Origin of the sequence: Listeria swaminathanii (assembly GCF_014229645.1) — a bacterium.
Classification (GTDB): domain Bacteria; phylum Bacillota; class Bacilli; order Lactobacillales; family Listeriaceae; genus Listeria; species Listeria swaminathanii.
Genome location: NZ_JAATOD010000004.1, coordinates 102,004 through 114,933, shown reverse-complemented (window position 1 = coordinate 114,933; position 12,930 = coordinate 102,004). Strand labels below are relative to the sequence as shown.

14 protein-coding genes are annotated in these 12,930 nt (G+C 38.0%); all 14 read right to left on the bottom strand.

Features of this window, described 5'->3' with window-relative positions; all coding sequences use genetic code 11:
• Window positions 1-246: 246 nt before the first annotated feature.
• Window positions 247-486, bottom strand: a complete 240-nt coding sequence (locus HCX62_RS11830; RefSeq protein WP_008948732.1) for a CsbA family protein — start codon at window positions 484-486, stop codon at window positions 247-249.
• Window positions 487-505: 19 nt separating this feature from the next.
• Window positions 506-1,153, bottom strand: a complete 648-nt coding sequence (locus tag HCX62_RS11825) for an HD domain-containing protein (RefSeq protein ID WP_185639212.1) — start codon at window positions 1,151-1,153, stop codon at window positions 506-508.
• A 21-nt stretch (window positions 1,154-1,174) separates the two neighbouring features.
• Window positions 1,175-1,561 carry a hypothetical protein gene (locus HCX62_RS11820; protein ID WP_185639211.1) on the bottom strand — a complete coding sequence of 129 codons (387 nt, stop codon included), beginning with the start codon at window positions 1,559-1,561 and terminating at the stop codon, window positions 1,175-1,177.
• A 107-nt stretch (window positions 1,562-1,668) separates the two neighbouring features.
• On the bottom strand, window positions 1,669-1,974 hold the full coding sequence (locus tag HCX62_RS11815) for an ArsR/SmtB family transcription factor (protein ID WP_185639210.1): 306 nt from the start codon (window positions 1,972-1,974) through the stop codon (window positions 1,669-1,671).
• Window positions 1,975-2,246: 272 nt separating this feature from the next.
• Entirely contained in the window at window positions 2,247-2,906 is a 660-nt protein-coding gene (phoU, locus tag HCX62_RS11810; protein WP_185639209.1) for a phosphate signaling complex protein PhoU, read from the bottom strand.
• 12 nt (window positions 2,907-2,918) lie between these two features.
• A complete protein-coding gene (gene pstB, locus HCX62_RS11805) occupies window positions 2,919-3,698 on the bottom strand; it encodes a phosphate ABC transporter ATP-binding protein PstB (RefSeq protein WP_185639208.1) in 780 nt (259 codons plus the stop codon).
• A 14-nt stretch (window positions 3,699-3,712) separates the two neighbouring features.
• Window positions 3,713-4,528 carry a phosphate ABC transporter ATP-binding protein PstB gene (gene pstB / locus HCX62_RS11800; protein ID WP_003722629.1) on the bottom strand — a complete coding sequence of 272 codons (816 nt, stop codon included), beginning with the start codon at window positions 4,526-4,528 and terminating at the stop codon, window positions 3,713-3,715.
• Window positions 4,529-4,554: 26 nt separating this feature from the next.
• Window positions 4,555-5,439, bottom strand: a complete 885-nt coding sequence (gene pstA / locus HCX62_RS11795; protein WP_185532970.1) for a phosphate ABC transporter permease PstA — start codon at window positions 5,437-5,439, stop codon at window positions 4,555-4,557.
• Window positions 5,436-6,359, bottom strand: coding sequence for a phosphate ABC transporter permease subunit PstC (gene pstC, locus HCX62_RS11790; RefSeq protein ID WP_077949479.1), 924 nt, complete (start codon window positions 6,357-6,359; stop codon window positions 5,436-5,438). The genes pstA and pstC overlap by 4 nt, the downstream gene beginning before the upstream one ends.
• Window positions 6,360-6,453: 94 nt before the next feature.
• Window positions 6,454-7,362, bottom strand: a complete 909-nt coding sequence (locus tag HCX62_RS11785; RefSeq protein ID WP_185639207.1) for a phosphate ABC transporter substrate-binding protein — start codon at window positions 7,360-7,362, stop codon at window positions 6,454-6,456.
• Between the two features lie 255 nt (window positions 7,363-7,617).
• On the bottom strand, window positions 7,618-9,393 hold the full coding sequence (gene pnpS / locus HCX62_RS11780; RefSeq protein ID WP_185639206.1) for a two-component system histidine kinase PnpS: 1,776 nt from the start codon (window positions 9,391-9,393) through the stop codon (window positions 7,618-7,620).
• Window positions 9,393-10,103, bottom strand: coding sequence for a response regulator transcription factor (locus tag HCX62_RS11775; RefSeq protein WP_008948742.1), 711 nt, complete (start codon window positions 10,101-10,103; stop codon window positions 9,393-9,395). The genes pnpS and HCX62_RS11775 overlap by 1 nt, the downstream gene beginning before the upstream one ends.
• A gap of 151 nt (window positions 10,104-10,254) precedes the next feature.
• Window positions 10,255-11,430: a PDZ domain-containing protein gene (locus HCX62_RS11770; RefSeq protein WP_185639205.1), complete on the bottom strand. Its 1,176-nt coding sequence runs from the start codon at window positions 11,428-11,430 to the stop codon at window positions 10,255-10,257.
• Window positions 11,431-11,457: 27 nt separating this feature from the next.
• Window positions 11,458-12,906 carry a cardiolipin synthase gene (gene cls / locus HCX62_RS11765; RefSeq protein WP_008948744.1) on the bottom strand — a complete coding sequence of 483 codons (1,449 nt, stop codon included), beginning with the start codon at window positions 12,904-12,906 and terminating at the stop codon, window positions 11,458-11,460.
• Window positions 12,907-12,930 lie beyond the last annotated feature (24 nt).

The window sequence follows — 12,930 nt, the reverse complement described above, 5'->3', positions numbered from 1 at the left end:
TTCCCCCTATTCATTATCGGTCCGATTCTGGCATCTGAAAAGCTTTACTTGTGAAATGTCCAGCAAAGCAAAAAGCGGATTTTTTTCAGATCCGTTAATGTTTCTATTTTATCATAAATATTTTAATTAGCCTAGCAAAAACCGAACATATTTTCGTATTTGGTGAAAAATAAAAAACGCAACCTGTTGATTACGCTTTTCTTTATTTTATCACTTTTACACGGTTCTACCTATATATTTGCCTTGTTAAAAGTCACTACCGCTTTTCTTCAAACGGCGCAGCATATAAGTCGCAAGCACAAAACCGATTGTCATCGAAAAGGCATCAATCACAACGAGCCAAAGCGAATTAGTATACCCTAACTTAGCGGATGCAGCAATCAAAATCACCATCAAAAGCAGCGCCACATAACGATTATAAGTGATTCTCGCAAAAAGAATAACAAGCAGACAAGGGAAAATAAGCGCAGATATAATTTGATCCATCTTACTTCCCTCCCCTTTTTTAAGCGTCTCGCAATGCTTTTGTCGTTATTTCCGTCGTTAACTGTGGTAATTCTGTTTTTTCGATGCCTTTTTCAGCAAGCATATCTGGTAAGATTTCTTTTAAAAAGTACTTCACACTAGCCATTTCCCGGTACTGGTAAATTGTCGCAAGTGCTTCACTATAAATTTCCACAAAAATATTCTCGGGATTTCCTTTTTGGATTTCGCCAAAGGATTCATATAACAAATCAACTTTATCAGAAATAGCGAGGATTTTCCCTTCTAACGTACTGTCTTTGCCTTCTTTTAGCAAATGACGATAAATTGGTTGGAAAGTTTCTGGAATTTCTCGCTCGATAAAGTTTTTCGTCATGCTTTCTTCTACTTCTGAAAGCATTTCGCGCAGTTCTGTCGTTGCGTATTTCACAGGCGTTTTAATGTCCCCGATGAAAAGCTCTGAATAATCATGATTTAACGCTTTTTCATATAGTGCGCGCCAATTCACTTCATTTCCAGCTTCTTCCTCTACCGCACCAAAAAATTGGGCAATGGACGATACTTTATACGAGTGTTCTGCAACCGAATGCTCTTGGTATTTAAATTTTCCGGGGCAACGATAAATGTTTTCTAAATCTGATAAACTTTGGAAATATTGATGAATTCCCATATTATCCCTCCATTCTTCGTTTTATTCTTCACGTTTTTGTTTTTTATTAGCTGGATTGGTATTTTCGATTTCACGCATCATCAGCGCCGCGCAATAACCAATTAACGCAATCATTGCTGCTGAGTATGTTCTAAAGTTATCTGTAGCAAAAATGAAAATAATTGCTGAAAACAAAAATGTCGTCAATATTCCCCAGCTAAATAATTTGGTCCCGCGCGCCGTCCCAACTTTCATATGCGAATAAATGCCGACATAACAAATCAATTGAATCAAAATAAATTGAACAACGGATAAACCGATGACTACTGTAAGATTGCTATTCCAAACGACCGCCAAAATCGAAATAATAATCATCACAATAATTCCAGTAATAACAATGAACTTTTGCATTGGTGATAATTTCTTCAAAATACTTCCTCCAAGCTTTTATTTGTTACTTACTTTACCATAATCTCTGTTTATTTGGGATAAAAAACACCCATCATTCCTAAAAAAGGTTTTCTGAGCGTTCCCAATTAATGATGATGCACATGTCGGATTGCTTGTGTGAGTAATTCTAATACGTGATTATCATCTTGCATATAATAAATGGTCGTACCTTCACGTCTCGATTTCACAAGCCTTAAATTTTTTAAAAATCGCAACTGATGCGAAACTGTTGTCTGGTTAAACGCAAGTGTCCGTGCAATATCATTCACAGAGTATTCGCGATCCTGAAGTAAATTTAATATTTGTACACGCGTTGGATCAGAAAGCGCCTTAAAAATTTGCGTCACACTAAATAGCGTTTCTTCATCTAATGGTTGTTTTGCGTTTTCCATTGAATATCACTCCATTTTCCATATATGGTCATATACTCATATGATACTTAAATAGGAATGATTCCGCAAGTTTAATAACACGTCTACTTAAAAATGATTAAATATGAGCAAAAAGTCGATTCTTACTGATTAAATGCTATAATTTTTTTATCAATATGGAAGGAGAGCTGAATAATAAAAAAAGGTTTTAAATATTTGAGAAGTTATTTAAACCGCCTAACACACTAAAAAAGGGCCCGATTAACCTGAAAGGCAGGAAATCGGGCTTTTTTTTATCTATTTAAATCTTCAATTTCTCCGCTCTTCAAGTAAACAATCCATTCGCACACATTCGTTACGTAATCACCAATACGTTCGATGTACTGGGAAACTAACAGTAACTGCGAAACGTCTTCAATATGTTCCGGCTCTTCTTGCATGAAATGAATACATTTTTGATAGACGATTTTATGAAGTTTATCAACTTCATTATCGCGCGCGGCAATTTCACGAGCAGCTACATCATCTTCTGCTAGATAAGCTTTTAATACGTCTTGTAGCATTGATTTGACAATCTCGCCCATTTCCGGAATTTCAGGAATAGGCTTTAAAACTTTACTTTCACCAATTAAAATAGCTGTTTTGGCAATACTTACTGCGTGGTCGCCAATCCGTTCTAAATCAGAACTTGTTTTCAGCACAGTAACAATTTTTCGTAAATCCATGCCAACTGGTTGCTGCAAAGCGATTAATTCAAAAGAGCGTTGTTCCAGTGAAAGCTCCATATTATTGATTGCTTTATCTTCTGCAACAACTTGTTTGGCAAGCTCCGTATCGCGGTGTACGAGTGACTTCACTGCCTTAAAAATTGCTTCATTCGCAAGCATTCCCATTTCCATTAGATGTTGGTGCAAGTCGTTTAACTGTTCCGTAAAAATTTTTCTGACTACCATAATAACACTCCTTTATCCAAATCGTCCTGAAATATAGTCTTCGGTTTCTTTTTCTGCTGGGTTAGTAAAAATACTTGTCGTGTCTGAGAATTCCACGATGCGACCATTTAAGAAAAAGGCAGTTTCATCGGAAATCCGGGACGCTTGTTGCATATTGTGCGTCACAATTACAATCGTATAGTCTTTCTTTAATTCTAGAATCAAATCTTCTACTTTTGCCGTCGAAATTGGGTCTAGCGCCGAAGTTGGTTCATCCATCAAGATAACATCCGGTTTAACGGCCAGAACGCGCGCGATGCAAAGTCGCTGCTGTTGTCCACCAGACATCCCAATCGCTGAACGATCTAGTCTATCATGCACTTCTTCCCAAAGAGCCGCCTGACGCAAACTTCTCTCTACAATCTCATCAAGCACTTTTTTATCTTTCACACCGTGCATCCGTGGGCCATAAGCAACATTATCATAAATCGAAAACGGGAACGGGTTGGCTTGTTGAAAGACCATTCCCACTTTTTTTCGTAAGTTAACCATATCGATTTTAGGATCTTGCACATTTTCGCCGCCAATATGAATTTCTCCAGTCGTTTTTACATTAGGAATTAAATCATTCATTCGATTAAGCGTGCGAAGGAAAGTAGATTTTCCACAACCCGACGGACCAATTAAAGCGGTAACTTGATTCTTTTTAATATTTAAAGCGATTTTTTGTAGTGCTTGTTTGGAACCATAAAATAAATCTACATCTTTTGTTTCAATGATATACTCTACTTTTTCAGCAGTTTCGGTTGTCATAAAAAAGCTCCTTTCTAGCCAAAGTTACCAGAAATATAGTCTTCGGTTTGTTTTTCTTGGGGATTAGTGAAAAGTTCGGATGTTCCTGAGAATTCCACGACTTCTCCTAGATAAAAGAAGGAAGTATAGTCGGAAACCCGCGCTGCTTGTTGCATATTATGCGTTACGATAATGATTGTATATTTATTTTTCAGTTCATTGATTAAATCTTCAATTTTACTTGTTGAAATTGGATCGAGCGCAGATGCTGGTTCATCAAGCAGTAAAACTTTCGGCTGCATGGCAACTGCTCGAGCGATACACAGTCGTTGTTGCTGCCCACCGGAAAGTGATAGCGCACTTTTTCCTAAATCGTCTTTTACTTCATCCCACAGAGCTGCACGGCGCAAGCTTTTCTCCACGCGCTCCATGATTTCTTTTTTATTCTTCATACCATGACGTTTAAGACCAAAAGCAACATTTTCATAAATGGATTTGGTGAATGGGTTTGGTTTTTGGAATACCATCCCGATTTCTTTACGAACGTTGTACAAGTCGACTTCTTTACGATTAATATTAATGCCATCGTATAAAATTTGGCCTTCCATACGACAACCATCAATTTCGTCGTTCATGCGATTTAATGCTCGTAGATAAGTAGATTTCCCGCAACCAGATGGTCCAATTAAAGCGGTAACCTTATTTTCTGGGAAAGTTAAATCCACACCTTTGATTGCGTGGTTATCCCCGTAGTATACATGCAAATCCTCCGTCGCCATCGCAGCAGGAAGTGAATGAGGATCTGGTGTTGCTTGTAAAATAGTATTGATTTCAGGTTTCTTTGTTAACATCATTTTTATCTCCTTTTCCTGGCTTTTTACGATGAAGTCATGCGTTTATAAACAACTTTTCCAAGCAAGCGAGCGAGAATATTGAAAAGTAATACGGATAGAATTAATACGGCTGATGCTCCGTCAGAAACGGCTTGCGCATCTGGCATAATTCCTTCGCCGTTAATTTTCCAAATATGAACTGCAAGTGTTTCTGCTGGGCGGAAAATATTTAATGGTGAAGCTGGGTTCATTGGGTTCCAATCAGTAAAATCAAGTATCGGCGTACTTTGACCTGCCGTAAAAATAAGCGCGGCTGCTTCACCGAATACACGTCCTGCTGCTAAAATAACCCCCGTAATGATTGCTGGAAGCGCGGCCGGAACAAGTACTCGCGTAATCGTTTCCCATCTGGATAAACCTAGCGCAAGTCCCGCCTCACGTTGCGTGTTGGGAATCGCATTAAGTGCTTCTTCAACAACACGAATTAATAATGGTAAATTGAAAATCGTTAGTGTAAGCGCCCCGGAAATAACCGAGAAGCTCCACCCCATTTGAATAACAAAAACAAGGAAACCGAATAGCCCAACTACAATAGAAGGAAGCGAGGAAAGCACTTCGATTGTTGTACGAATTAAATCTGTAATCCAATTTTTACGCGCATATTCTGCCATATAAATTCCCGCTCCGAGCGAGATAGGGACAGAGATGAGCATAGTAATAATAAGCATATAAAATGAATTCCAGATTTCCGGGCCGATTCCGCCACCAGCTTGGAACGACTGTGGTGGGGTCGTCAAAAACTTCCAGCTTAATTGCGGAACACCTTTTACTAAAATATAGCCTAATAAACCAGCTAAGATAATGACAATTAATACAGCAATGGCATAGAAAACGCCTGTCGCGATTTTATCTTTTGTTTTTACATTCATTTGACTTTCCTCCTACGTCCGATGAAACGGATCACAATGATGAAGAATAGTGACATTGCTAGTAGCACCATTGCAAGTGACCAAAGGATATTATTATCAAGCGTACCCATAACCGTATTTCCCATACCCATTGTTAAAATACTAGTTAATGTAGAGGCTGGCTCGAATAAGGATGTTGGAATAACCGCAGAGTTCCCAATAACCATTTGTACAGCAAGAGCCTCACCGAATGCACGTGCCATCCCGAAAACAATCGCCGTCAAAATACCGGAACGCGAACTACGAAGTACTACTTTCCAAATCGTCTGGAAACGTGTTGCTCCAAGCGCCAATGAAGCTTCTCGGTAGTGACGTGGAACAGATTTAATCGCATCCACGCTGAGTGAAGTAACCGTCGGCAAAATCATGACTGTTAAAACGACCGTCGCAGCTGCAATACCAAACCCACTTCCCGAAATATGGTCACGAATAAATGGAACGACAACACTTAGTCCAATGAACCCATAAACAACAGATGGAATTCCAACTAAAAGTTCCATAACTGGTTGTAAAACTTTTTTCCCAAACTTAGGTGAAATTTCCACCATAAAAATTGCGGCACCGATTGCAAGTGGGCCAGCAATACAAGCTGCAAAAAGTGTTACTGCAAATGAACCAATAATCATTGGCAAAGCACCAACTAATGGATTACCGTTTGCATCTTTTTGCGAAGGATTCCAGTCTGTCCCAGTTATAAAATCAACAAAAGACACTTTATTGACCGTAAATGTAGCTAAACCTTTTGATATAACAAAAAACAAAATAGACGCTGCGGCAATAACCATGATGGAAATACAGATGAATGTAATTATTTTGCCTCTAGTTTCTAGATGCGCCTTTTTAGAAGTTTGTGTAAGCTTCTTTTCTTTTATCGCTTCCAAGTCACGTAAGCTCCTTTCTCCTCCCATGTTTTACTCCTAACATGGGTATACGTCTATCCCGGTATTACTAGGATAGACGCCCATTTCATTCTTTTTATTTTACGTCAGTTAGTTTACCAGATGAATCGCGTTCCACTTTCATGGATTTGATTGATTGGTAACCAAGTTGTGGTACGATATTGTTTTGTACTTCATCAGAAGTCATGTATTTCAAGAAAGTTTTTGTTAGGCCTTTAGGTTCGCCATTTGTATACATATGTTCATAAGACCAGATTTTCCAGTCGTTTGTTGCTACTTTATCTTCTGTTGGTTCCACACCATCTAGTGAAAGACCGACTACGGAAGCATCAATGTAAGAGAATGCTAGGTAGCTGATTGCTCCTGGAGTTTCGCTTACGATTTTACGAACTGTACCAGATGAATCTTGTTCTTGTGCTTTAATTGGTGTTTTACCATCAAGTCCCCATTTTTCGAAAGTAGCACGTGTTCCGCTTCCTTCTGCACGGTTGATGATTGTAATTTTTTCGTCTTTACCGCCAACGTCTTTCCAGTTTGTTGTTTTGCCAGTGAAGATATCGATTAATTGTTGTTTAGTGATATTTTTAACGCCTACATCTTTGTTTACAACTGGTGCCATTCCGACAACTGCTACACGGTGATCAACTAGTTTCGAAGCATCTACGCCGTCTTTTTCTTCAGCGAATACGTCCGAGTTACCAATTTCAACTGCGCCTTGTTGTACTTGTGTTAAACCAGTTCCAGAACCGCCGCCTTGCACGTTGATTTGTGCTTTAGGATTTGTGTTTGTAAATTCTTTGGAAGCTGCTTCAACGAGTGGTTGAAGTGCAGTGGATCCGACTGCTGTTAATGAGCCAGAAACTTCTTTATCCCCTTTTGTTGATCCGTTTGCTTTATCTGCTGAACTGCTGTCACTTCCGCATGCTGCGAAGACAAGCATTACTGCTGCTAACATTGCTACTATTCCCAAATACTTCTTTTTCATTATCTTATTCCCACCTTGTTTTTTTAATTGTTATTCCTTACAAGTATTACTATAACGTCTGAGATTTAAGGTGGTGTGTAGCTAATGTTAAGTAATTGTAAATAACCACATTTTTTGTCAGAAATGTAAACTTTTTTATGACTATCTTTCAAAAATAAGGCAAACTCGTAAATTATTGCGCTAATTTTGTTCCTTTCGTAAATAAAATAAAAATATCCTGTCTGAAAGATTACATTCTTTCAAACAGGATATTTATTAGGCTTTTTTTGGTAAAGTAACACGGAATGTCGAGCCGACTTCTTCTTGGCTTTCTACTTCGATTCGTCCGCCGCAATTTTCGACTAAGTGTTTAACGATCGAGAGTCCAAGGCCGGTACCACCTGAATGCCTGCTACGAGCTTTGTCCACTCGGTAGAAGCGTTCAAATACGCGGTCAATATCTTTAGCTGGGATTCCAATTCCATTATCAGTTACTTCTATTATAACTTCTGCTTCATGATCAATTAATTTAACTTCTACTTTTCCGTCCACAGGAGTGTAGTTGATTGCGTTAGAAAGTAAGTTAATTAAAATTTGTTGTAATTTATCACGATCCGTTTCAATTGTAACTGGTGTGCTTGTTTTTTCTGGGATAGTAACTTGAATATTTTTCTCGGTTGCCATTTCAAAAATAGTACGGGCTGATTGTTCGATTACGTCATCCATATCCACAATCTCGATATTTTCTGGGACTGGATTTTGTTCAATTCTGGAAAGCGCGAGAATATCCATAATTAAACGATGCAATCGGTCACTTTCTTCTTTAATAATAGTTAAGAATTTTTTGAGTAGCATTTCGTCATACATAGCGCCGTCGAGTAAGGTTTCCGCGAAGCCTTTTAATGCGGTCACTGGTGTTTTAAGTTCGTGCGACACATTCGTTACAAATTCGGAGCGCACATTTTCTAAGTGGCGAATTTGCGTAATATCGTGTAAAAGTAAGATAATCCCGGTAATTTCCCCATTTTCTGCTAAAATTGGCGAAACACTTGCATCTAAAATCATTTCGCGTGGGAAATAGAGAATAATTTCTTTTTGTTGAATGGTTTTTGTTTCAAAAGTTGCTTCTATTAACTGGCTCAGCGCGAAACTTTTGATGACTTCATAAAATGGCTTGCCAGTAATTTCTGTTTCACCTAAAATTTGATACATTGTTCGGTTGGTCATGATTACTTGTTTGTCGATATTAATAAGCATCACGCCGCTGACTAAGTTTTGGACAATCGCGTTGAGGCGCTGTTCATTTTGCTTAATTTCAAACATTTGCGTTTCAAGGCTTTCTGCTAATGTATTAACACTGACAGAAAGGTCTTGGAGCTCCCCGCTGACTTTGCCGTGAATGCGGCTGTCGTATTTATGATTGGCTAAGTCTGTCGAAACTTCGATAATTTCGCGAACCGGTCTCGTGATTTTTCTAGCGATGAAAACACTGATTGCTGCGATAATAACAAGCGCAATTCCGAAAATAAGCGCTAGATTTCCCCAAAGTTTATCCACTGCTGCGTCGACAGATTCAAGTGAAATCGAAATCCTTAAAACGCCATCTGTTTTGTCTTGGTGCTTAACGGGAACTGCAACATATAGCATACTGTAACCAAGTGAATCACTCTCACGGATAGAAATACCAACACTTTTTCCTTTTTCCAGAATATCTGTTACTTCTGGGCGGTTCATATGATTATCGAGATTAGCTGGATCTTTTTTCGTATCAGCTACTACATCACCCTCGCTATCAATCACCGTAATACGCGCATCAATTTCATCTCCGAGTGGATTAAGGCTCTTTTGGATAGCTGCGGCATCTTTATCTAAATCCAGATTTTCAATATTAGTTGTTTGAAGTAAGATTTTCGCATCATCTTCTAATTGACTTTCTTTCATATTTAAATACGTTGATTTCATTAGCTCGCCGGAAAAAACACCCACGATAACCATCACAACGAAAAATAAGATAATAAAAGATAATCCGATTTTCAGCCATAATTTTTTCATTATTTTACATTCTCCATTTTATAACCAAAGCCACGAATTGTTTTGATGTATTTTGGCTGTTTGGTGTCTATTTCGATTTTATCGCGTAAATGGCTGACATGGACGTCGACAATTCGCGTTTCGCCGACGTAATCATAATTCCATACGGTATCCAGCAATTGATCTCTTGAGAAAACTTTGCCGCGATGGTTCGCAAGGAATAATAATAACTCAAATTCTTTCGGTGTTAAATCAAGTAAATCATCTTGCAAATACACTTCATAACTATCTGGCAAAATTTTCAAATCGCCAATTAGTATCGTTGCTTCCACGTCTTCTGTTAATTCTTCGATGATTTCTGCTTTTCCTTCTGTTCGGCGCAAAATGGCTTTAATCCGCGCGACTACTTCCCTTGGGCTAAATGGTTTAGTCATATAATCATCTGCTCCAAGTTCTAGCCCGATAATTTTATCTAATTCTTCATCTTTTGCTGTTAACATTAAAATTGGCACGTTTACTTTATCTTGACGAAGTTTTTTCGTTACTTCGATTCCGTCCATCTCAGGAAGCATTAAATCTAGTACGATTAAATCTGGTTTTTCGGATAAAGCAAGTTCATACCCAGTCCTGCCATCCTCCGCTGTCACCACATCAAATCCAGCTTTTTCGATATTAAATTGCAGCAAGGTAACAATAGAAGCCTCATCATCAACTACAAGAATTTTTACCAACGTACTTCCCATCCCTTCTTTATGTAACCCTTTTATCTAAAATATAGCATGAATTAACCTTTTTCGGGTAGAAATGCCTTTATATTAATCTTATCTTTACAAAAACTTAAAACACCAATGCTGCTTTCCAACAACACTGGTGCCCTAAAAATTATCTCGGTTCAACTAATAATAAACCAAGCTCAAATGATTCATTCTCATAAAGTGCTGTTTGTTCAAAACGTGGTTCCCCGTCAATATCAATTACTTTTAACTTACAAAACGCGCGGTTCAAGTTAAGCGCTTCGTATAGTTCTTCGCGCGTATGAACGGGTTGACTGTTAACTTCTGTGATTTTTTCGCCAGCTTTTAAGTTTAAGCGTGCAGATGGCGTTGCTGCGCGAGCCCCTAGAATGACAAGCCCATCAGCTTGTGGACCAAATTTTTTCGGTAATAATTTTTCTGAACGGTACTGACGATAGGAAATCCAAAAGCGACCAATAACCGCAAGCATGAAGGCGAATAATGTAAGTACTGGCATCACGATTCCGATTAAACCGGCTACCGCAATGATTGTCGCTAGTGTCGTAACTTGCACAGCTGTTTTTCGACTAGCTTCTTCTGGAAGTTGTCCTTGCACTTGCTGTTGGAAACCGATAAATAACGGTAAAATAATTAGTGAATAAGACTGCGAACCAATTGCGAAAACTGGCCACCATTCGAAAATTTTCGTAAATACATCTCCTGGTATAAACATAACTATTGGCACAAACCATAATTTTCTTAATTGAAATGAACCAACTAATTTGCCACGTTTACTTTTCCGAAGTGAAGGTGACGGATTTTTTGCGCTTGTATATTGAATTAAGAATGCTTCAATAAACAATAAGAGTGCAAGTAAAAACGTCATCGAAACCATAAAATTATCAATATAAAGTGAGTCATACGTAAATGCTATATTATTAAATGGCGCTAAATTTACATCAAAATAATAGCAGAAATAAAAGATTAAACTCGTAATCCCGATTGTAAAAGCCGTCGAACTTAATCGGAACATCCCAACAATTAATAAGAAACAAGCTACTGCATTAAAAATGGCCACCCATTCGAGCATAACGCCAAATCCAATGAATGCCGTAACAACGGAAATCGCTAATCCGAATAACAAACTCAACCCGAAGAAATTTTTCAATTCTAGCCAAGGCGAGTATATACTTATACTGAATGATTTTCGTTCCCACTTCACTCGGTTAAAACCAGCCATTATCACTAAAATAATTCCTACATATAATGCTGGTTGTAGAAGCAGTCTACCTATTCCATTTAATATCTCAACAAAAACATTCATTTTCTACACCAGCTTTCTTTAATACTTCTATAATATAGGCGATAATAGTCGGCTTACCGCTTCTTTGAATTTGATCCATAAGGACCGTTTTGCATATAATTCTGGTGTCAGTTGATACGATTTCAAAATATCTTCTAAAAAGGCATCTTCTAATTTTTGCACCATTTGCTTTTCATAAATAAAGGCATTGACTTCAAAATTAAGGCGGAAACTACGGAAGTCCATATTAGCTGTTCCAACTGAAGCAATTTCACCATCCACAACGAGTGTTTTTGCGTGAATAAAGCCATTATCATAAATAAAGATTTTTGCACCAGTTTCCATTAATTCGCCGGCATAGTTCGTTGTTGCCCGGTAAACAAAAGCATGGTCTGGTTTATTTGGAATCATCACCCGTACATCTACTCCAGAAAGTGCGGCAATTTTGATTGCTTCAAGCAAGCTCGCATCGGGAATAAAATAAGGCGACTGTAAGTAAATTGTTTTTTTGGCGGCATTAATCATTTTAATGTAACCATTTTTAATTTGTTGCCATTCGGAATCTGGGCCACTCGAAACAATTTGCATACTTGTGTGACCTTTCCCGTGAAACGTAGGGAAATATCTCGCTTTGTAGTCAATTTTATGTGTCGATGATGCCGAGTTCCAGTCCATAATAAAGCGAGTTTGCATCGCATAAACAGCTTTTCCATGCACGCGTAAATGTGTATCTCGCCAGTAACCAAATTTTTTCGATGCCCCGAGGTACTCATCACCAATATTAAATCCACCAATATAACCAACATCTCCATCAATTATCGCTAATTTTCGGTGATTTCGATAGTTAAGTCGGAAATTAATTAGTGGTAGTTTTGATGGGAAAAACGGTCTGACTAAACCACCATTTTTTTCAAACGTACGGAAAAATGATTTTTTTGTCGTTCTTGATCCCATTGCATCATAAATAATTTTAACATTTAATCCTTCTGCTGCTTTTCTTTCAAGCACGCGCATTAAGCGATTGCCAAGTTCGTCGGAATGGAAAATATAGTAAATTATATGTATGTGATCTTTCGCTTTTTCGATGTCAGCAATTAACGCGTCGAATTTTTCGTGACCATCCACAAAAAGCTCCACTTCATTGTCTTGCGTTAAAATAGCACCATCATTAACGAGTAATAAATAAATTAAATCACGATGCTTTTTCACATTCGGATCACTAAACGGAAATTCTTTTTGCCGTATCATTTCTATTTGATTGGCTGTAGATTCCTGAATCCCAATTTTTTCTTGTCCCTTCCAATCAAAAATCTTTTTCCCAGATAGTTTTCTCCCAAAAATCAAGTAAATAATGAAACCAAATATCGGAACAAAAGTTAAGACCAGCAACCAAGCCCAAGTGGCGGATGTATCGCGTCTTTCTAAGAAGACCGTCACTGCCGCAAAGAATACATTTAAAATTAGCAAAATCACTAATAGATAAGCCAACAGTCCCATTGTGTTCCCCCTTTTCTTACACAA